The following is a 20,652-nucleotide window of genomic DNA, read 5'->3' as shown; positions in this document are numbered from 1 at the left end:
CGGTTAGCGGCGGGCAATACTGCAGCCGTTACTGCGTTTGTTTGCTATTTCTCGAAATAACCAGTCAATTTGGCTGGGATTAGTTTCGGTTCTGGCAACATAGAGTGTCGTCTCGAAATGTGGTCTCTCGCAGCACCGGGGCTAAAAGACCCGAAGCCCGGCCTGGACGCAATCAAACCATATTTACTTATATCAAACAAATTTTGACGGGCTAATTTCCTCCTGCTATGGTCACGACAATTCAAAAAAGCAATCCGGCACTAGAAATCGGCAGCAAGATCCGCGCACTGCGCCAACGGCTCAAGCGGACGCTGGATGACACGGCAACCGCGGCGGGGATTTCCAAGCCGTTTTTGTCGCAAGTCGAGCGCGGGCTGGCGTCACCGTCCATCACTTCGTTGGCCGGTATCGCCCACGCACTCGGGGTCACGGTGCAGTATTTCGTCGACACGCCCAGCGAAGAACGCAGCGTGAGTCGTGGCGATCAGTTGAAGTTTTTCGGTTTTGCGGACTCGGCCAATCTGTTTGCGCGGCTGACCAACGTGACGGGCGGCCGTCAGCTCGAAGCGATCCTCGTGAGGATGCCGCCCGGGCAGAAGCGCTCCGAAGTCACCACGCATGCCGGGGAAGAGTTTGTGTATGTGATCGACGGCGAAGTGTCGTTGACGCTGGAAGGCAAGACGTTCGTGTTGCACGCGGGAGACAGCGCGCATTACGAATCGACGGTGCCGCACAGCTGGGTGAACACCGCGCGCATCGAGTCGGTGGTCGTCTGGGTGGGCACACCAAGACTGTTCTAAAGAGCAGGCACCTTATCCGGTTGAGCCGGCCGGGGATTGCCTGCATTACGAAATGTAAGGAATCCTGCATGTCGCGCTACCACCACGAGCAACAAGGGCCGCCCTGGCCCGAGCAACGCAGCTAAACGGGCGCCTTGGCGCCAGCGCGTTTCTCTCTCGACCTTTCCTGCGATCTCAACCGATGAAAACCCCGTTCGTCTACGCGACGGCGCTGACTGCGCTCGTCCTCACGTTTGCTCCTTCCGCTTTCGCCATCACGGTGCCCGCGGGCGTCACGCTCGCCGCCAGCCAGGAAATGACCCGCCAGGTGCCTGGCGAAACCGAATCGCTCGACCCCGCGCATATCGAATCATGGACCGGCAATACGATCGGGCTCGACCTGTTCGAAGGCCTGACGCGCATGGATGCGAGCGGCGCGATCGTGCCGGGCGTCGCCGAATCGTGGTCGCGCACCGGGCCGAATACGTGGGTCTTCAAGCTGCGCCACGATGCGCGCTGGAGCAACGGCCAGCCGGTCACGGCGTCCGACTTCGTCTACTCGTGGCAACGCGTGCTCGATCCGAAGACGGGTTCAAAATACACGGTGCTGGTTGAATTCGTGAAGAACGCCAAGGCGATTCTCGCCGGCAAGGCGCCGCTCGCGAGCCTCGGCGTGCGCGCCGTCGATCCGTACACGCTCGAAGTCACGACCGAAGTGCCCGCCACGTTTTTCCCGCAGCTAACGGCGATGGCAACGATGACGCCGGTCAATCGCGCGGTCGTGACGAAGTTCGGCGGCGACTGGACCCGTCCGGGCAACTTCGTAGGTAACGGCCCGTATGCGCTGGCCGACTGGCAGCCGGGCAACCGCCTGGTGGCCACCAAAAGCCCGACGTACTGGAATACTGGCAAGGTCGTGATCACGAAAGTGACCTACCTGCCGATCGAGAACGACGAAACGGCGATGCGCATGTATCAGGCCGGCCAGTTCGACTACACCTACTCGGTGCCCTCGGGCATCTATGCACAGGTGAGCAAGCAGTTCGGTTCCGAGCTGAGAACCGGCCTGCAGATCGCCACGTACTATTACAGCCTGAATAACGACGACCCGGCCTTCAAGGACAAGCGCGTACGCCAGGCGCTGGCGATGGTGCTGGACCGCGACCTGCTGACCAAGCGTCTGACGGCCGACGGCGAAGTGCCGATGTACGGCCTGATCGCCAAAGGCACCGAAGGCTCGGGCGTGTTTACGCCGGAGTGGGCGAGCTGGCCGATGCCCAAGCGCATCGACTACGCGCGCAACCTGCTGAAGACCGCGGGCTATTCGGACGCGAAGCCGCTGACGTTCACGCTCACCTACAACACCAACGACCTGCACAAGAAGGTCGCGTTGTTCGCCACCTCCGAATGGCGCACCAAGCTCGGCGTGACCGCCAAGCTTGAAAACGTCGAATACAAGGTGCTGCTTAAGCAACGCCACGACGGCAAGGTGCAGGCCTCGCGCGACGGCTGGTTCGTCGACTACAACGATGCCAACTCGTTTTTCGATCTGATCCGCTGCAACAGCGTGCAGAACGACCAGCACTACTGCAACCCGCAAGTGGACAAGCTGATCGACGAAGGCAACCAGCAGCTCGACGACGCGAAGCGCACCGCGTTGTTCACGCAGGCACACGATCTGGCCATGAACGACTATCCCGTGGTATCGCTCTTCCAGTATTCGGCCGACCGGCTGGTCAAGTCGTACGTAGGCGGCTACAAACCGACCAACTACCTCGACCAGCGCGCCACGCAAGACATGTATCTGATCAAGCACTAAGCACGGGAGCACCGTCATGCTGGCCTATACGCTGCGCCGCACGCTCTGGGCGATCCCGACGATTCTCGCCGTGATCACCGCGTGCTATCTGCTGCTGCATCTCACCCCGGGCGGCCCGTTCGACACCGAGAAGCAACTCTCGGCGGCCGTGCTGGCGAACCTGAACGCCAAGTATCACCTCGACGAACCGTTGTGGTTGCAGTACTTCCACTACCTCGGTTCGCTGCTGCACGGCGACCTCGGGCCGTCGTTCCGCTACGCCGACTGGTCGGTCAACGACCTGGTGTGGAAAGCGCTGCCGGTCAGCCTCGGCGTGGGCGGCGTGTCGGTGCCGATCGCGGTCGTGATCGGCGTCGCGCTCGGCACGGTGGCCGCGGTGCGGCGCGATCGTTTCGTGGATCACTTCGTGATGGTGCTCGGCAATATCGGCAACGTGGTGCCGCCCTTCGTGCTGGGTCCGGTGCTCGTGTGGATCTTCGCGATCCTGCTGAAAACTTCCGAAGGACACGGCTGGCTGCCCGCCGGTGGCTGGGGCGACGGCGAGTGGCGTTATCGCGTGCTGCCGATCGTGCTGCTCACCATCATCAACGTCGCCGCGATTGCCCGCGTGATGCGCGGCAGCATGATCGAAGTGCTGTCGGGCAACTTCATCCGCACGGCGCGCGCCAAGGGTTTGCCTGGCCGCACGATTGTCCTGCGCCACGCCATGAAGCCCGCGCTGATGCCGGTCGTCTCGCTGCTCGGCTCGATCTGCATCTCGTCAATCACCGCGGCAGTGGTCACCGAATCGGTGTTCGCGCTGCCGGGCCTCGGTCAACTGGTCGTCAACGGCGCGATCAACCGCGACTACACCCTCGTGCTCGGCCTCGTCGTGCTGACTACCGCCGTCGCTGTGCTGTTCAATCTGCTGGTCGACCTCGCGTATGCGTGGCTCGATCCGCGCATCCGGTACTGATCCATGCCCCGCTCTCTTCAATCGACTGCCGCGGCGCTCGACCCGCTCGCGGCCATCGCGAAGGCGCCGCGCTCGCGCGGCCCGCTCGCCACCGCCGCGTGGCGCTTCGTGCGCAACCGCGCCGCTTTTACCGGTTTCGTCGTGCTGATGCTGATCGTGCTCGCCTGCGTGGCGGGTCCGTGGTTCCTGCCGAACAACCCGATCGATAGCGACTGGAGCGCGATCAGCCTGCCGCCCACGCTGCAAAACATGCACTGGTTCGGCACCGACGAACTCGGCCGCGATCTGCTCGCGCGTGCGCTGCAAGGCGGGCGCGTGTCGCTCGAAGTCGGCCTGCTCGGCACGCTGGTGTCGGGGCTGATCGGCGTCGCGTACGGTGCGACCGCGGGCTATCTGGGCGGACGCGTCGACGCCGTGATGATGCGTATCGTCGACATGATGTACGCGATTCCGTACATGCTGATCGCAATCCTCATGATGACGATGTTCGGCCGCGCCTTCTATCTGGTCGTGCTCACCATCAGCGCGTTTTCATGGCTCGACATGGCGCGCGTGGTGCGCGGCCAGACGCTGTCGCTGCGCTCGCGCGAATTCATCGACGCCGCGAAGGCGATCGGCGTGAGCTCGCGTTCGATCATCGCGCGTCACATCGTGCCGAATCTGTTCGGCGTGGTCGTGGTGTATGCGAGCGTGACCGTGCCGAACATCGTCCTGACGGAATCGGTGCTCTCGTTTCTCGGCCTCGGCGTTCAGGAGCCGATGACGAGCTGGGGCGTGCTGATTCAGGACGGCGCGCAGAAGCTCGAATCGATGCCCTGGCTGCTGCTGTGCCCGGCCGTGATGCTGTGCGTGACGCTGTATTGCGTGAATTTCGTCGGCGATGGTTTGCGCGACGCATTCGATCCGAAGGACCGTTGACATGCCGCTACTCGAAGTCAAAGACCTCAGCGTGCGCTTTACGCGCCGCGAAGGCGCACCCGTCGACGCGGTGCAAGGCGTGTCGTTTTCGCTCGAAGCGGGGCGCACGCTCGGCATCGTCGGCGAATCGGGCTCCGGCAAGAGCCAGACGGTGATGGCGTTGCTGGGCCTTCTGGCCGGCAACGGCAAGGTGTCGGGCGCCGCGACCTATCGCGGCGAGAACCTGCTGAGCATGAACGAAGCGGCGCTGAACAAGGTTCGCGGCGACCGCATCGGCATGATCTTTCAGGACCCGATGACCTCGCTCAATCCGTTCCTGACGATCGAACGGCAGATGACCGAGACGCTGCAACTGCATCGCAAGATGTCGCGCCGCGAAGCGCGCCGCCGCGCGATCGAAACGCTCGAATCGGTGCGCATTCCCGATGCCGCACGGCGTATCAACATGTATCCGCACGAGTTTTCCGGCGGCATGCGCCAGCGCGTGATGATCGCGATGGCGCTGCTCTCCGAACCGGAAATTCTGATCGCCGACGAACCCACCACCGCACTCGACGTGACCGTGCAGGCGCAGATCATCGAACTGCTGCGCGAACTGAATCGCGAACGCGGTACGGCGATCATCCTGATCACGCACGACATGGGCGTGGTGGCCGGGCTGTGCGACGACGTGATGGTGATGTACGCCGGCCAGACCGTCGAGCAGGCGAGCGCCGCCGCGCTATTCGCCGCGCCGACGCATCCGTACACGCTCGGCCTTCTGAACGCGCTGCCGCGTCTGACCGACGATGACGACGACCGTCCGTTGCAAACCATTCCGGGCAATCCGCCCCTGCCCGGCGAAGTCGGCGCGGGTTGCGCATTCGCGCCGCGTTGCGGATATTGCACCGACCGTTGCCGCGAATCGCGCCCGCCCCTTTCCGCCGCCGCGGGCCACGCCGACGCGCTGCGCGCGTGCCACCGGCCGGTCGGGGAAATTCTCGAGGCACAACACGTATGAACACCACTCCTCTGGCAAACCAGGACGCGGCCACGCTGTTGCGCGTCGACAATCTCAAGGTGCAATTCGGCGTGCCGCGCGGCGGCTATCCGTGGTCCGGCAAAGCGACGCTGCGCGCCGTGGACGGCGTGTCGTTCAACGTGCGGCGCGGCGAAACCGTGGGGCTCGTCGGCGAATCGGGTTGCGGCAAGTCGACGCTCGCGCGCGCGATCATCGGACTCGCGCCGGTGGCGAGCGGCAGCGTGCGCTGGCTCGGCGACGAAACCGTGCTGCCGGGCGCGCGCCGCGATACCTCGCGTTTGCGCCGCGACGCGCAGATGATTTTCCAGGACCCGCTCGCCTCGCTCGACCCGCGCATGACGATCGAACAGATCGTCGCCGAGCCGCTTCTCACGCACGGCCAGGACATTGCGCGTGCCGACGTGCAGCGGCGCGTGCTGACCATGCTCGAACGCGTGGGTCTCAACGCGCAGCATCTGCGCCGTTATCCGCATGAGTTTTCTGGTGGCCAGTGTCAGCGCGTCGGCATTGCGCGCGCGCTGATCGGCGAGCCGCAACTGGTGATCTGCGACGAGCCGGTGTCCGCGCTCGACGTGTCGATCCAGGCGCAGATCGTCAACCTGCTGCGCGATCTGCAACGCGAACTGTCGCTCTCGCTGCTGTTCGTCGCGCACGATCTGGCCGTCGTCAAAGCAATCAGTCACCGCGTGCTGGTGATGTATCTGGGACGTGTGATGGAGTTCGGCGACAAGCGCGAGGTTTACGGCACGCCCCGTCATCCGTACACGCGGGCGTTGCTCTCGGCCGTGCCGGTGCCCGATCCGGTCGTGGAGCGCGCGCGCCGTCATCTGCTGTTGCGCGGCGAGATTGCCTCGCCGCTCAGCCCCCCCTCCGGTTGCGCGTTTCGCACGCGCTGCCCGGATGCGATCGAAGCCTGTGCCCGCGAGATTCCGCAGCCCGTCACGCACGGGGCCAAGGCGACACGCGTCGCTTGCATTCGCGTGGGAGACACCGCGAAGTAAATGCCCTCGGGCAAAGCTACAGCAAAGAACCTGAGAGGCTAAACCAGAAAGTTAAAACCGTATTCCCGGCGCGGCGGGCCGTCGCGCCGTTGGATTCGTTCGTCCTGCCAATCGCGGAACGAACGATAAACGTGGACTGGCTAACCGCCAGCCAAAGATTCACCACAATAATCAGAGACGTACTCAATGAAAGATAGCCGATCAAAAAACCGGTCAAAAAAAACCGGAGCAGCAACCTTCTTTTACTGCGCATTCACGCTTCCCGCACTGACACTAGCCGCTAACGCGTATGCCGACGACGGCGTCACGGAGCCCGCCTCCGAGGCGTCTAAAACTCAAACGCTCGCGCAAACGTTGTCGTCCCCCGCGCAACTCGCGCAGGCCACACCGACGCAGCAAAACGATACGTCCGGCAAGCGCCGCGCGGAGCAAGGCGGCCAGGTGCGCAACGATCAGCCCGACACCACCAACGCCATCGTCAACGCCGAGGCCAATCAGACGGTCACGCCGCCCGCGCCGTTGTCGAGCCAGGCGGCGAGCAAGGGTTTCATCGCCGACAGCCATCTGAATCTGCAGTTTCGCAATTACTCCGACTACTTCCAGGCGCCCAACACGATCTACCGTCACGCGTGGGTCCAGGGCATGCAGGCCAACTACGAATCCGGCTACACGCAAGGGCTGGTCGGCTTCGGCGTCGATGCATCGCTGTTCGGCGCGCTCAAACTCGACGGTGGCAACGGCGCGGGCAACATGGTGCACGTGGGCAAGGACGGCGGCGGGTCGGAGCAGCTCGCGTGGGCTTATCCCGGCATGTACGACATCAAGGGACGCATTTCGGAAACGGTCGTGAAATACGGTTTGCAGATCGTCACCAACCCGTTCCTCGAACCACACGACAACCGCGCGCTGCCGCCGACCTTCCTCGGCGTCTCGATGGTCAGCAACGATCTCGTGCACACCACGCTCGAGGCCGGCAGCTTCACCAAAGTCGACGCGCGCGGCCACACGAACCTGAGCAATCTCACCACCTCGTATGGCGGCACGCGGATCGATCGCCTCACGTATGTGGGCGGCACGTGGCACTACGCGAAGAACGGCGAGATGGCCCTGTATGTCGATCAGGCCGACGACGTCTGGCGTCAGTACTACGGTTCGGTCGCGCAGTCGTTCGGCGATCCGACCACCATCAAGTGGAGCGGCCTCGCCAACATCTACTCGACGCACGACACCGGCGCGTCGCGTCAGGGGCACATCAACAGCAATGCGTACAGCGTGTCGGTCTCCGCGCAGCACGGCCCGCATGCGCTGCTGCTCGGCTACCAGCAGGTACTCGGCGACCAGTTCTTCGACTACGTCAACGAGACCAATGGTATCTATCTGACCAACTCGATGGACGTGGACTATAACGCGCCGCACGAGCAATCGCTGCAATTGCGCTATACGTTCGACGGCAAGTACGCCGGCGTGCCGGGACTCAAGGCGATGCTCTGGGGGCAATACGGCTGGGGCGCGGATGCATCGGCGGGCGCGGCGGAAAACGCCTCGCCTTCCGCGCCGCTGCATGATCTGTACTGGAAGAACGGCGAGCCGGTGCATGGCCATCATCACGAGTTCGGCTTCATTCCGAGCTACACGCTGCAAAGCGGACGCTTCAAGGATACGAAGATCACGTTCATCGCGATGTGGCACAACAGCCAGTACCACTACTCGGATGGCAACAACATGGAATACCGGCTGGTGGTGAATGTGCCGGTGAAGGTGTTCTAAGCGCTTCCAGCGCGATTCGGGGCGGCGCGGTTTGCGCGCTGCCTCGGTGATCGCGCTTAGGCTCAGCCCGTGATCCGTTCAGTCGTCATCGCGCGCGACAAGCCGTGCATTGGCCGGCGCAACGCGACATCGAACGGATTGGTTTGCGGGCCGATCGCATCGGCCTGCCGACGCAGCAATTCGACCACCATCGGCAGACGGTCGTCGCCCAGACGCGCGGCCAGCGTGCCGACGCTCAACGCCGCCACCGCCACGCCGGTGCGATCCAGAATCGGCACCGCCACGCCCGCCATGCCGTCGAGCACGCCGCTATTGCGCCCCGCGTAGCCCAACTGGCGCACACGCTCGATCTCAGTGCGCAAATACACTTCGTCGAGCACGCCGTAGCCGCGAATGCGCGGCACGTTGAAGCGGATGATCTCCTCGCGCTCGGCCTCGGGCAAAAACGCGAGAATCGCCAGACTGCCCTGCCCGACACCCAACGCCACGCGCCCGCCAATATCGCCGGTGAACGAGCGGATCGGAAACGGCCCTTCGCAGATGTCGAGGCACACTGCGTCGAAACTGCTTTTGACGAGCAGAAAGATCGTGTCGCCCAGACTCGCGCACAAGCGCAGCAACGCGGGACGGCACAGCGTGCGCATGCCGCTCGGATTGCCGGCCTGCGCCGCGAGCGCGAAGAAATCGACACTCAGCCGGTACAGCTTGGAGTTCTCGTCCTGTTCGACGATGCCTTCCGCGATCAACGCATGCAGGATGCGATGCACGGTGCCCTGCGTCAGCCCGACTGCTTTCGCCAGACGCGTGACGCGGCCGCCATCGGGTTGCGCTTCGGACAACGCGCGGATTACCGCGAACGCACGTTCCAGCATGCCGGTGCCGGGCGCGCCGCCGGTCTCGTCGGCGGCGGCTGGGTCGGTATCTCGTTTGGCGGCAGCATTCATCTTTATGGTTCGCAATTATTTCACTGATCGGAACACTATAAAGTGTTTTATCCGCAAGTGGAATCCGGCCCGTCGTTCTCTGTATTGCCGCTGCGTTAATGATTCATAGGGATTTTCCGGACGTCACGCAGCGGAACGTTTTACTATCGATCTACCGAATACATTCCATCAAATGGAATTTTTTCCAATCTTATACCGGCAAACGGAATTTGAAATTGACTGACGGTAATTTGGCTAGCTAGAGTCGGCGTCATCGAGGCAGTAGTCGATTGAACCGGTGTCGCAACATCCAAAGGCCAGATCATGTCGTTCCTTACACTCACGGACGTAACGAAATCGTTCGGCGATCTGCAGGCAGTCGCCGACGTGAACCTGTCGGTGGAAAAAGGCGAGTTCGTTTCGTTGCTCGGACCGTCCGGCTGCGGCAAGACCACCACCTTGCAGATGATCGCGGGCTTCGTCGAAACGACGCGCGGATGCATCACGCTCGACGGCCGCGACATCACGCACATGAAACCGAACAAGCGCGGTCTCGGCATCGTATTCCAGAGCTATGCGCTGTTTCCGCACATGAGCGTCGCTGACAACGTCGGCTTCGGGCTGGAGATGCGCAACATCGACAAGGCCGAGCGCAAGGAGCGCATCCGCGAAGCGCTGGCGCTGGTGCGCCTCGACGCGCTCGCGCATCGCTTTCCGCGCGAACTCTCCGGCGGTCAACGGCAGCGTGTGGCGATTGCCCGTGCCATCGTGATCGCGCCACCGGTGCTGCTGCTCGACGAACCGATGTCGAACCTCGACGCCAAGCTGCGCGAAGACATGCAGTTCGAACTGCGCGGCATTCAACGCAAGATCGGCACGACCACCATCATGGTGACGCACGATCAATCCGAAGCATTATCGATCAGCGATCGCGTGGTGGTGATGGAAGCCGGCCGCATCACGCAGATCGACACGCCGTACGAAGCGTACGAGCGCCCGGAGAATCGCTTCGTCTCGCAGTTCATCGGCAAGGCCAACATGCTGCCCGGCATCGTGGTGGCGCGCGACGGCGACGCGATCCGCATCGACCTCGGCCACGATCTCGCCGAGACGGGGCACACGGCGCAGTTGTCGGCGCGCGAGCGCGTGGTCGGCGTCGGCGACGCGGTGACCTTGTGCATCCGCCCGGAAAAGCTGCGCCTGTGCGCACCGAACGCCGGACGTGTGCCGGCCACCGTGACGAGCCGCTTCTTCCTCGGCAGCCAGTGGCTGTACCGGCTGGACAGCCGGCTCGGCGAAGTGCTGGTGTGCTGCCAGAACGAAGGCACGGAGCCGCTCGCCGAAGGCGCGGCGGTCGGCGTCGACTGGAACAGCGAGGCAATCCGCTTCATTCAACGGGACGCGCATCATGGCTAGTACGCTGCCCGCCACCGACGACCGCGACATGAAATCCGGCAACAGCCGCCGCGCGCCCTGGCATGCGTTTTTGCCGCTCTGGCTGATGTGCGCGCCGGCCTTTCTGCTGTTCGTGGCGCTCGTGCTGGTGCCGCTATTGATGACGCTAGTGCTGACGTTCTATCGCTTCGATCCGGCCAGCGGGCCGATCGCCGCATTCCAGTTCGGCAATTACGCGGAAGTGCTGAGCTCGTCGTATTACCACACCATCTTTTTGCGGACCTTCGGCATTGCGTTTCTGGTCACGCTGCTGTGTATCGTGATCGGCACGCCGGAAGCGTACGTGCTCTCTCGCATGCGCGATCCGTATCGCTCGATGTTCCTGCTGGTGATTCTCGCGCCGCTGCTGGTCTCAGTGGTGGTGCGGGCGTTCGGCTGGAGCATGCTGCTCAACACCAACGGCCTCGTGAACCAGGCGTTCGGTCTGGTCGGACTCGGGCCGTACAAACTCGAGTACACCACCTTCGCGATCGTCATTGCACTCGTTCACGTGATGCTGCCGTTCATGGTGATTCCGGTATGGACCGCCTTGCAGAAGCTCGACCCGCAAACGGAAAACGCCGCGCTTTCGCTGATGGCGTCGCCGGCCACCACCCTGCGCCGCATCGTCCTGCCGCAACTGACGCCGGGCATTCTGTCGGGCAGCCTGATGGTGTTCGGTCTGTCGGCGAGCGCCTTCGCGATTCCGGGCCTGCTCGGCGGACGACGCCTGAAGGTCGCCGCCACCGCCGTCTACGACGAATTCCTCGGCTCGCTGAACTGGCCGCTCGGCGCAACCATCGCGCTCCTTTTGCTGGTCGCGAATCTGATCGTGATGCTCACGTACTACCGGGTTCTGGAACGCAAGTACACCAGAAGCCTCGGCTAATTCATCGGCATACATTGGCTCACTCAGTGAAAACATCATGAGAAAAAACGGCCCCATCGCACTGATTTTCCACACGCTCGTGATCGCGTTCGTGCTCGCCCCGCTCGTGATCGTCGTGCTGGTCGCCTTCACGCCCGACGAAACGCTCACGTTGCCCACGCACGGCGTCTCGCTACGCTGGTTTCGCGCGATCCTCAATTACCCGGATTTCATCGGCGCGTTTCTCAACAGTCTGAAGCTGGCATTCGCTTCGGCGACGCTATCGCTGATCGTGGCGCTCCCCGCCGCGCTCGCCATCGGCCGCGCGCGCTTTCCGGGGCGCAGCTTCCTTAACGGGCTGTTGCTGTCGCCACTCGTGATTCCCGGCCTCGTACTCGGCATCGCGCTGCTGCGCTTCTTCGCGCTGATCGGCGCGACCGGCTCGTTCGCATGGCTCGTGCTCGCGCACATGATCATCATCACGCCGTTCGTCATGCGGCTCGTGCTGGCTTCGGTGAGCGGCCTCGATCGCAGCGTCGAGCACGCCGCGCACTCGCTCGGCGCCGACCCGTGGACCACGTTTCGCCGCATCACCTTTCCGATGATTCTGCCGGGCATCACCGGCGGCTGGCTGCTGGCCTTCATCAACAGCTTCGACGAGTTGACCATGTCGATCTTCGTCACCTCGCCGCAAACCGTCACGCTGCCGGTGCGCATGTACATGTACGCGACCGAATCGATCGATCCGATGATGGCCTCCGTCTCGGCGCTGGTGATCTTCATCACCGGTGGCGCGATGCTGCTGCTCGACCGCGTGTACGGCCTGAACCGCATTCTGATCGGCCAGCACTGATGTCCTCTTCCGACCACGCTCTCATGCCGTCCACCTTGCCGTCTACTCACGCTCCCGCGTCACGCCGCGAGCCTCAGTTCATCCGCGTGGCGGAAACGCGGCGCGAACCGCTGCACTTCTTTCTCGACGGCCAGGAAGTCGCCGCACTGCAAGGCGATACGCTGCTGACGGCCGTGCTGATGCAACAACGCCGCGTGCGCGAAAGCGAATTCAGCGGCGCGCCGCGCGCGGGTTTCTGCCTGATCGGCGCATGCCAGGACTGCTGGATGCGCACCGAAGACGGCAAGCGCGTGCGCGCGTGCTCGACGCTCGTGAGCGAAGGCATGCGTGTGCTCACGCGACTCGCCGCTGTGGAAGCCGGCGCCGCGGATGAAACCGGAGACGCCCGATGAGCGACGAACGCCGCATCGTGATCGTCGGCGCGGGCCCGGCCGGCGTACGCGCTGCCGAGACGCTGGTCGCGGCCGGCGTGAAGCCGATCGTGATCGATGAAAACGCGCGCTGGGGCGGCCAGATTTATCGGCAACCGCCCGCGAACGGCGGCTTCGAGCGTTCGAAAAAAACGCTCTACGGTTTCGAAGCGCACAAGGCCGAAGCCCTGCATTCGACCATGGCCGCACTTCTGCCTCATCTCGACTATCGCCCCGACACGCTCGCGTGGGCCTGCGAAGCGTGCCGCCTCGATACCTTGCACGCGGGGCGCGAGCTGCGCGTGCCGTTCTCGCATCTGATCATCGCCAGCGGCGCGACCGACCGAGTGCTGCCGGTGCCGGGCTGGACGTTGCCGGGTGTCTACACGCTCGGCGCGGCCCAGGTCGCGCTGAAGGCGCAAGGCTGCGCGATCGGCCGGCGCGTCGTGCTGGCCGGCACCGGACCGCTGTTGTATCTGGTGGCGTACCAGTACGTGAAAGCCGGCGCGCAAGTCGTGGCCGTGCTCGACACGAGTCCGCTCTCGCAGCAGATCGCCGCAGCGCCGAAACTCGCGCGCCTGCCGTCTACTTTCGCGAAAGGACTGTATTACGTCGGCTGGCTGAAAACGCATGGCGTGCGGATCGAGCGCAATGTGACGCTGGTCGGCATTCGCGGCGTCGATGGTGTGCAAGCGCTCGAATGGCGCGCGTCGCGTGAAGATTCGCCGACCGAAACCATTGCATGCGATGCGGTCGGCGTGAGCTTCGGCCTGAAACCGGAAACGCAGCTGGCCGATCTCGCGGGCTGCCGCTTCCGTTTCGACGCGACCAACCGTTGCTGGCTCCCCGAAGTGGACCCGGCGGGACGCAGTTCCGTGCGCGGCCTTTATCTCGCCGGCGACGGCGCGGGCATCGCCGGCGCGGACGCCGCCGAACTGGCCGGCCGCCGCGCCGCATTGGCCTTGCTCGACGATCTCGGCATCGCGCATCCACGCGGTCCGGGCATGCCCGACGCCGAATCGATCGAGCGCAGCCTGAAACGTATCGCGGTATTTCGCGAGGGCATCGAAACGGCCTTCGCGCCGCCGGCCAAATGCGCGTCGCAATGGCCCGACGACATGACCGTGTGCCGCTGCGAAGAGGTCGACGCGGGCACGTTGCGGCGCTGCATCCGCGACGGCGAAGCGAATGAGATCAACCGGCTGAAGGCGCTCACGCGCGTCGGCATGGGCCGCTGTCAGGGACGCATGTGCGGCGAAGCCGCGCTGACCCTGCTCGCCGAGGAAACCGGCCAATCGGTCGACGCGGTGGGCCGCCTGCGCAGCCAGCCGCCCGTCAAACCGATTCCGCTCTCGCCGGAGATGGTTGCCGACGACATCGCCGACATCCCCGTGGAGGCGCGCGATGAGTGACGCATTGCACTACGACGTCGCGATCGCGGGCGGCGGCCTGGTCGGTTCATCGGCTGCGCTGGCGTTGGCGAAGCGAGGCTTGCGCGTCGGCCTGTTCGAGCGGCGCTATTGCGGCGCGCAAGCAAGCGGCGTGAACTACGGCGGCGTGCGCTGCCAGGGACGCCCTGTCGAACAGATGCCGCTCGCGATCCGCGCGCGGCGTATCTGGGACCGCTTGCCGGAGCTGATCGGCATCGACGGCGAATTCACGGTGTCCGGACACTTGCGCCTGGCTCGCAGCGAAAGCGATCTGGTCGCGCTGCAAACGTGGGCCGACATGGCGCGCGATTATGGACTGCACGCGCAACTGATCAGCGGCGCGGCGTTCCGCCAACGCTATCCGTGGCTCGGGCCAGCGGCCGTCGGCGGCTCGCTGTGCGCGACGGACGGTCATGCGAATCCGCGGCTGGTGTCGCCCGCATTCGCGCGAGCCGCGCGGGCCGCCGGCGCGGACGTGCGCGAGCAAACCGAACTCACCGACATTCATCACGACGGCACGCGCTTTCAACTGCGCGCCGGCGACCTGCGCATCAGCGCCGACTGGCTCATCAATTCCGCAGGCGCGTGGGCGAATACGGTGGCGGGCTACTTCGGCGAGACCGTGCCGATGAAACCGATCTACCCGAACATGTGGGTCACCGAACCGCTGCCGCTCTTCATCACGCACAACCTGGGCGTGTATGGCGGCGGCATCTACGCGCGGCAAGTGGCGCGCGGCAATTGCGTGATCGGCGGCGGACGCGGACATGGCGACGGCGAATACGGCCAGCCGTCGACGGACACCACGCGCGCCGTGATGCGCGACGCGTGCGCGCTGCTGCCCGCGTTGCGCGAGGCGCTGCTGATCCGCACATGGAGCGGCGTGGAAGGCGAAACGCCCGACAGCAATCCGATCATCGGTGCGAGCCGTACCGTGCCGCGTCTGTTGCATGCATTCGGTTTTTCAGGCGGCGGCTTCCTGCTCGCGCCGGGTGTCGGTGACGTGCTCGCCGATCTCGTCGTCGACGGCGCCACCGCCACGCCACTCGACGCTTTTTCGATTGGCCGCTTTGCTGCTGTCGCGACCTCGCCGGTCGCTTAAGTCCTCGTTTAGTGAATCTCAGGAGCCCCTCAATGAAACTGTTCAAGACGCTCGCGGCGCTGGCCGCAATGTGTGCATTCGGCGCGGCCGCGCCGGCGTGGTCGCAAACCAAGACGATCTACATCGGCATGAACGGCGGTCCGATGGAGAAGGCTTATACGAGCCAGGTGCTGCCCGACTTCGAGAAAGCCAACAATGTGAAGGTGGTGGTGGTGCCGGGCACGTCGTCGGACATTCTCGCCAAGCTGCTCGCCAACAAGGCCAGCCCGCAGATTCACGTGGTGTTTCTCGACGACGGCGTGATGGCGCGCGCGGTCAGCATGGGCGTGTGCAAGAAGCTCGACGACGCGCCCGTGCTCAAGGAACTCTATCCGTTCGCGCGCATGAAGGACGATATGGGCGCGGGCGTGCAGCTCGGCATGACCGGCATTGCCTACAACAAGAAGCTGTTCGCTGAAAAAGGCTGGGCCCCGCCCACATCGTGGATGGATTTCGCCGATCCGAAATACAAGGGCAAGGTGGTGTTCCAGTCGGCGTCGAGCAGCACCTTCGGGCTGCACGGCTTTCTCGCCATCAACCGCTTGATGGGCGGCAGCGAACAGAACGTGGAGCCGGGCTTCACGAAATGGGCGAGCACGGTGGGACCGAACGTGGTCGAGTACGTGCCGAACTCGGCGAAGATTTCCGAAATGGTCCAGACCGGCGAAGCGGGCCTGTTCCCGTTGACGCCGACCGCCGTGGGCGATCTGGCGGACAAGGGCATTCCGGTCGGCTATGTGAATCCGAAGGAAGGTCCGGTGCTGTTGCTGGTCGACCTGTGCGTGGTCAACAACAACCCCGATCCGCAACTGGCGCAGAAGCTCGCGCAATTCCTCTTGTCGGCGCCGGCACAAACCAGGGCCGCCGAGGCCGGCCGCCAGATTCCCACCAACCATCTTGCGAAGATGACGCCGCCCATGCAGCAGAGCCTCGGCAACGTCGACGATCTGGTGCGCAAGGTGACGGTGGTGGATTGGGATACGATCAACGCGCACCGCGCGCAGTGGGATACGCGCTGGAATCGGCAGATCGAGCGTTAAGCGCTGATTGGTTGCGCTTCAACGAAAACGCGCGCCTTGCAAAGCTGCAAGGCGCGCGTTTTTTTGTGCGTGAGCGTGGTGTTGCGTGGTTGCGCTAGAAGATCACCGACATCGCCACCGCAAGCCAGATTCCCACCACGCCGACAAGAAACAGATGCCGCGCAATGCGAATCCGGCTATCGCTGGATTCGGGTTCGACCGGACTCGTCGCGACCCACGGCACGAGCCCGAGACACCCGAAACCGATCAGCGCTGACACGAAGACGAAGACGTCGGCAACTCGCCATGTGGTCGGTTCATACAAACCCCAGTAGCCGAGAAAGACGATGCCGATCGAGAAGATCGTGGCCGAAGCGGCACTGAGTGCGGGCACTGATCCGATTGGACTCGGCATGCTTCACCTCTGATCGTTAGGCTGTTTTGGCCATGCCAGCGGAGTCCCGATTCGTGCCCGTGGTATCGCTCAGGACGTGCGGGCCTGCCTCGCTTCATACGTCTTCAGATGACTATAGGCGATACGCAGCAACGACAAGCCGTGCTCGCCCTTTTGCGCGTCGCCGCCGCGCGAAATCAGATCGCCGAGAATATGATCCGCCTCGGTATGCGAGTGGTTTTCCACGTCCCGCAACATGGACGCGGTGAGCGGCGATGGCGTGAAGAGCGTTTGCGTGGCGCGCGCGTCGAAGTCCGGGCCCATCGTGAAACCGTTGTGCTCCGCCACCGCGCGGCATTCGCCCAACAGATTCTCGATCACGCGCTTGCCGTCCGGCGCAGCCAGAATATCGCCCACCGAACCGCGCATCAAGCACGTGCCGGCTGCCAATGTGGCCAGGAACACCCACTTCTCCCACATGCGCAGCAAAATGTTGTCGCTGACCAGCGCGTCGAAATTCGCGCCGGCCATCGCGTCGGCGATCGCCTGGACACGCTCCGACGTGCCGCCGGCCGGTTCGCCGAAAGTGATCGCGTGGGTGTCGTTCAGATGCACGATGTGCTGCTCGGCATTGAGCGTCGCGGCAATCACGCATTGACCGCCCAGCACGCGCGCGGCGCCGAACTTTTCGTTGAGCACGTCGATATGGCGCATGCCGTTGAGCATCGGCAGAATCAGCGTCGACTCGCCGACCAGCGGCGCGAAGGAATCGATGGCGTCGTCGAGACTGAAGGCTTTGCAGCTCAACAGTACGAGATCGAACGGCTCGGCGCTGACGCCGGCGAGAATCGTTTGCGGATCGGGCAGCTTGAGATCGCCACGCACGCTGCTGATGACGAGTCCGTCACGCTTGAGCTTTTCCGCCCGGCCGGGACGCACGAGGAAGGTCACGTCCTGGCCCGCCGCTGCGAGACGCCCGCCGAAGTAGCCGCCCACGGCGCCCGCCCCTACTACTAGAATTCGCATCTTTGGCCTCTTGATAGATTTCGGTCACGCACCGGCGTCCATGAGCCACGGCTTCATGAGGCGCTTATGCAGTGCGTGTGCAGAAATGTAGCAAAGATTGAAGATCGGCACCGGCCAGGATTGCCGTGGTCCGGCGTGTTGCATTGCACAGCGGCTTACGTCAGATCAATCCGCGCCTGCCGCATGCGAGTCTGTCATACGAGCGCGTCATTCTCAAAGCGTGCCGCAAATGGTGCGCTCGTAAAGCGCCAGCATGCCTGGCACATCCACCTCGACACATACTTTGCAGTTGGGGCGGCTATCCCAGGCAGGCGCGGGCACGGGCATGGCCGACGGCTTCTGGATGGTTTGGCCCACCGCGATGCCGTCCGTCAACACGCGCACCGGACCGCTGCGCGTCGTATAGAGTTGCGGCGCCAGCACATAGGCCACCGCCGACGAATCGTGCACGTAGATGCCCTCAAGCTGCGCGCTTTGCTCGTGAAACGCCTCGTAATGCCGCGACACTTCCCACACGAACTGACCGGCCGCGCCGCCGCGCTCGCGCAGCGAAGCCAGATACTCGTGGCTCATGATGGTGCGCTGCGTGACGTCCAGCCCGACAATCGCAACCGGCCACGCCGCGCCGAACACGATGTCGGCGGCATCAGGGTCGCCCAGGATATTGGCTTCCGCCGCGGGCGTGACGTTGCCGAGCACGCCGTCCGTGCCGAACGCGCCGCCCATGATCACCACCTGCTTGACGAGGGAGGCGATCTGCGGATCGTCGGCAAGCGCGAGCGCAAGGTTCGTGAGCGGACCCACGGCAAGCAGCGTCACTTCGCCAGGATGCGCGCGCACCGTCTCGATGATGAAGCGATGCGCGGGGCGCGCATCGAGCGCGGCCGCGTCCGTTGTATCCAATGTGATATTGCCGACCCCGTTGTCGCCGTGAATCCAGGCGAGCGGTTCAGGTGCGCTGCGCTCGAGCGGAGCCGCCGCACCCTGCGCGACCGGCACGCCGGCGGCGAACCGTCCGGCGAGAACGCGCGCGTTGCGCGTGGTTGTTTCGATCGTCGCGTTGCCGAATACGCTCGTCAGACCGAGCAGTTCGATATCCGGATGCAGCGCCTGAAACACGAGCGCCATTGCATCGTCCACACCTGGGTCGGTGTCGTAGATGACCTTGTGCCTGCTCATAGATAGAACGCGTCCGGCAATTGTTCGCGTGCGGTGGTGTCGCGCGTGGCGCCATGCAGATTGCCGAGGCGAATCGGCAGTTCAGGGCCGCCCAATTCGATGATCACCTGGCGGCACGCGCCGCATGGCGCAATCGGGCCGTCCGTATCGCCGATCACCGCAAGCGCGGCGAACTGGTCGCGCCGATAACCCGCCGCAATGGCGCTGAAAAACGCGGTACGTTCCGCGCAATTGCACAAACCGTACGAGGCGTTCTCGACGTTGCAGCCGTCGAACACCCGGCCGTCTTTGGTCAGCAGCGCCGCGCCGACCTTGAATTTCGAATAAGGCGCATAGGCCTTTTCTCGCGCGACGCCCGCGCGTTCCAACAGTTGTTCCATATTCATCCAGCAATCCTCGATTCAATTCAGCGTAATGAACATGCCCGCAATCGTGGCGCTCATCAGGTTCGAGAGCGTCGCGGCGAGCACGACACGCAGGCCGTAACGCGCGACTTCGGCACGGCGTCCGGGCGCGACGGCGCTAAAGCCGCCCGTCAGCACCGCGATCGACGAAAAGTTCGCGAAGCCGCACAACGCAAACGACAGGATAGCAATGGTACGCGGATCGAGCGCCTGCAGACCGGCCGCGGTCACGCTCGCGGCGTCTTTCAGATACGGCGACAGCGACGCATACGCGACGAACTCGTTGAGAATGACCTTCTGGCCGAGGAAATTGCCGGCGATCGTGGCCTCGTTCCACGGCACGCCGATCAGATAGGCGAGCGGCGCGAAGATGACGCCGAGCACCGATTGCATCGACAGTTGCGGATGGCCGAACCAGCCGCCCACGCCGCCCACGATCCCGTTGAGTAATGCAATCAGCCCGACGAACGCGATCAGCATCGCGCCGACCATCACCGCGATTTTCAGGCCCACGGTCGCGCCGGAACTCGCGGCCTCGATGATATTGGCGGGACGCTTCTCGTCGAAGTTGAGGTTGTCCAGATGTACCCGGCTCGGTTCGGTGGACGGATGAATGATCTTCGCGAACAGCAAGCCGCCCGGCACCGCCATGAACGACGCCGCCAGCAGATACTCGATGCGCACGCCGAGCCCCGCATAGCCCGCCAGCACCGACCCGGCGACGGCCGCCATGCCGCTCGACATCACCGCGAACAATTCAGCGCCGGTCATGTCGCGCGTAAACGGTTTGACCACGGCGGGCATTTCGCTTTGACCCAGGAAGATCGTGGTGACTGCCGAGAACGACTCGAGCTTCGACACGCCGAGCAGCTTCTGAAATACCGTGCCGAGCACGATCACGATCCAGCGCATCACGCCCAGGTAGTACAGCACGGAGATCAACGCCGTGACGAAGATGATGGCCGGCAACACGCGCACGGCGAACACGAAACCGCCGTCGCCGAAGACCTGGAACATCTTCGCTTGCACGAGGCCGCCGAACAGGAACTCGATGCCCGCGTTGCCGTAGCCGAGCACGTTATTGACGGCGGACGCCGCGCCCGAAAGTATCGACTTGCCGAACGGCACGAACAGAATGAATGCGCCGATACCGATCTGCGCCAGCAGCGCGCTGATTACAGTCCGTAAGCGGATAGCGCGCCGGTTGGTGGAAAAGATCAACGCGATGAAAAGCAGTACGGCAATACCGAGGATATTTCGAGCGATCAGTGCCATGTCTCGTGATGTTCTTGTGAAAATGGCAATGATGCT

21 protein-coding genes are annotated in these 20,652 nt (G+C 63.8%); 14 read left to right on the top strand and 7 right to left on the bottom strand.

The window, feature by feature from the left end:
- The first annotated feature begins 227 nt into the window (after positions 1–227).
- The 6 genes from ACQKRQ_RS03225 (at position 228) to ACQKRQ_RS03200 (ending at position 6,493) form a co-directional block, all read left to right on the top strand.
- The gene (locus ACQKRQ_RS03225) at positions 228–800 is read left to right on the top strand and encodes a helix-turn-helix domain-containing protein (RefSeq protein WP_132377855.1); all 573 of its coding nucleotides are present in this window, start codon (positions 228–230) and stop codon (positions 798–800) included.
- A 181-nt stretch (positions 801–981) separates the two neighbouring features.
- Positions 982–2,598, top strand: a complete 1,617-nt coding sequence (locus ACQKRQ_RS03220) for a peptide ABC transporter substrate-binding protein (protein ID WP_408281000.1) — start codon at positions 982–984, stop codon at positions 2,596–2,598.
- Between the two features lie 16 nt (positions 2,599–2,614).
- Entirely contained in the window at positions 2,615–3,553 is a 939-nt protein-coding gene (locus ACQKRQ_RS03215; protein WP_408312112.1) for an ABC transporter permease subunit, read from the top strand.
- A 3-nt stretch (positions 3,554–3,556) separates the two neighbouring features.
- Positions 3,557–4,471 carry an ABC transporter permease gene (locus ACQKRQ_RS03210; protein WP_408175037.1) on the top strand — a complete coding sequence of 305 codons (915 nt, stop codon included), beginning with the start codon at positions 3,557–3,559 and terminating at the stop codon, positions 4,469–4,471.
- 1 nt (position 4,472) lies between these two features.
- Positions 4,473–5,471 (top strand): ABC transporter ATP-binding protein, encoded by a 999-nt coding sequence (locus ACQKRQ_RS03205; RefSeq protein WP_408175039.1) that lies wholly within the window; start codon positions 4,473–4,475, stop codon positions 5,469–5,471.
- Positions 5,468–6,493 (top strand): ABC transporter ATP-binding protein, encoded by a 1,026-nt coding sequence (locus ACQKRQ_RS03200; protein WP_427474996.1) that lies wholly within the window; start codon positions 5,468–5,470, stop codon positions 6,491–6,493. The genes ACQKRQ_RS03205 and ACQKRQ_RS03200 overlap by 4 nt, the downstream gene beginning before the upstream one ends.
- A gap of 16 nt (positions 6,494–6,509) precedes the next feature.
- On the opposite strand, the gene ACQKRQ_RS03195 is transcribed toward ACQKRQ_RS03200, so the two are convergent.
- Positions 6,510–6,746, bottom strand: coding sequence for a hypothetical protein (locus tag ACQKRQ_RS03195; RefSeq protein ID WP_427476114.1), 237 nt, complete (start codon positions 6,744–6,746; stop codon positions 6,510–6,512).
- On the opposite strand from ACQKRQ_RS03195, the gene ACQKRQ_RS03190 reads away from it, so the two are divergent.
- Positions 6,680–8,260 (top strand): OprD family outer membrane porin, encoded by a 1,581-nt coding sequence (locus ACQKRQ_RS03190; protein WP_427474994.1) that lies wholly within the window; start codon positions 6,680–6,682, stop codon positions 8,258–8,260. The two genes, ACQKRQ_RS03195 and ACQKRQ_RS03190, sit on opposite strands and share 67 nt — an antisense overlap.
- Positions 8,261–8,322: 62 nt before the next feature.
- Here the strand turns inward: ACQKRQ_RS03190 and ACQKRQ_RS03185 are convergent, their stop codons facing one another.
- Positions 8,323–9,204: an IclR family transcriptional regulator gene (locus tag ACQKRQ_RS03185; protein ID WP_427474992.1), complete on the bottom strand. Its 882-nt coding sequence runs from the start codon at positions 9,202–9,204 to the stop codon at positions 8,323–8,325.
- A gap of 303 nt (positions 9,205–9,507) precedes the next feature.
- On the opposite strand from ACQKRQ_RS03185, the gene ACQKRQ_RS03180 reads away from it, so the two are divergent.
- The 7 genes from ACQKRQ_RS03180 to ACQKRQ_RS03150 are packed head-to-tail and all read left to right on the top strand — an operon-like array spanning position 9,508 to position 16,359.
- Entirely contained in the window at positions 9,508–10,599 is a 1,092-nt protein-coding gene (locus ACQKRQ_RS03180; RefSeq protein ID WP_427474991.1) for an ABC transporter ATP-binding protein, read from the top strand.
- Positions 10,592–11,506: an ABC transporter permease gene (locus tag ACQKRQ_RS03175; RefSeq protein ID WP_408175044.1), complete on the top strand. Its 915-nt coding sequence runs from the start codon at positions 10,592–10,594 to the stop codon at positions 11,504–11,506. Before ACQKRQ_RS03180 ends, ACQKRQ_RS03175 begins: the two co-directional genes overlap by 8 nt.
- Before the next feature lie 37 nt (positions 11,507–11,543).
- Entirely contained in the window at positions 11,544–12,338 is a 795-nt protein-coding gene (locus ACQKRQ_RS03170) for an ABC transporter permease (RefSeq protein WP_427474990.1), read from the top strand.
- Positions 12,338–12,730 (top strand): (2Fe-2S)-binding protein, encoded by a 393-nt coding sequence (locus ACQKRQ_RS03165; RefSeq protein ID WP_427474989.1) that lies wholly within the window; start codon positions 12,338–12,340, stop codon positions 12,728–12,730. The genes ACQKRQ_RS03170 and ACQKRQ_RS03165 overlap by 1 nt, the downstream gene beginning before the upstream one ends.
- Positions 12,727–14,160 carry an FAD-dependent oxidoreductase gene (locus ACQKRQ_RS03160; protein ID WP_427474988.1) on the top strand — a complete coding sequence of 478 codons (1,434 nt, stop codon included), beginning with the start codon at positions 12,727–12,729 and terminating at the stop codon, positions 14,158–14,160. The genes ACQKRQ_RS03165 and ACQKRQ_RS03160 overlap by 4 nt, the downstream gene beginning before the upstream one ends.
- Positions 14,153–15,280, top strand: coding sequence for an NAD(P)/FAD-dependent oxidoreductase (locus tag ACQKRQ_RS03155; protein WP_427474987.1), 1,128 nt, complete (start codon positions 14,153–14,155; stop codon positions 15,278–15,280). The genes ACQKRQ_RS03160 and ACQKRQ_RS03155 overlap by 8 nt, the downstream gene beginning before the upstream one ends.
- A gap of 32 nt (positions 15,281–15,312) precedes the next feature.
- Positions 15,313–16,359: an ABC transporter substrate-binding protein gene (locus tag ACQKRQ_RS03150; protein WP_408175050.1), complete on the top strand. Its 1,047-nt coding sequence runs from the start codon at positions 15,313–15,315 to the stop codon at positions 16,357–16,359.
- 94 nt (positions 16,360–16,453) lie between these two features.
- Here ACQKRQ_RS03150 and ACQKRQ_RS03145 read toward each other — a convergent pair whose 3' ends face one another.
- From ACQKRQ_RS03145 to ACQKRQ_RS03125, 5 genes are all read right to left on the bottom strand, one after another.
- On the bottom strand, positions 16,454–16,753 hold the full coding sequence (locus tag ACQKRQ_RS03145) for a hypothetical protein (protein WP_132377883.1): 300 nt from the start codon (positions 16,751–16,753) through the stop codon (positions 16,454–16,456).
- A gap of 69 nt (positions 16,754–16,822) precedes the next feature.
- A complete protein-coding gene (gene panE / locus ACQKRQ_RS03140) occupies positions 16,823–17,758 on the bottom strand; it encodes a 2-dehydropantoate 2-reductase (RefSeq protein WP_132377885.1) in 936 nt (311 codons plus the stop codon).
- Positions 17,759–17,971: 213 nt separating this feature from the next.
- On the bottom strand, positions 17,972–18,937 hold the full coding sequence (locus tag ACQKRQ_RS03135; protein ID WP_427474986.1) for a nucleoside hydrolase: 966 nt from the start codon (positions 18,935–18,937) through the stop codon (positions 17,972–17,974).
- A complete protein-coding gene (locus tag ACQKRQ_RS03130; protein WP_408175053.1) occupies positions 18,934–19,323 on the bottom strand; it encodes a cytidine deaminase in 390 nt (129 codons plus the stop codon). The genes ACQKRQ_RS03135 and ACQKRQ_RS03130 overlap by 4 nt, the downstream gene beginning before the upstream one ends.
- A 15-nt stretch (positions 19,324–19,338) precedes the next feature.
- Positions 19,339–20,616, bottom strand: coding sequence for a NupC/NupG family nucleoside CNT transporter (locus ACQKRQ_RS03125; protein ID WP_132377892.1), 1,278 nt, complete (start codon positions 20,614–20,616; stop codon positions 19,339–19,341).
- Positions 20,617–20,652 lie beyond the last annotated feature (36 nt).

The organism is Paraburkholderia sp. NPDC080076, from assembly GCF_050281145.1.
In the GTDB taxonomy this organism is placed as follows: domain Bacteria; phylum Pseudomonadota; class Gammaproteobacteria; order Burkholderiales; family Burkholderiaceae; genus Paraburkholderia.
Note: the sequence above shows the minus strand (reverse complement) of the source record. Positions and strands in the feature narration are given on the sequence as shown.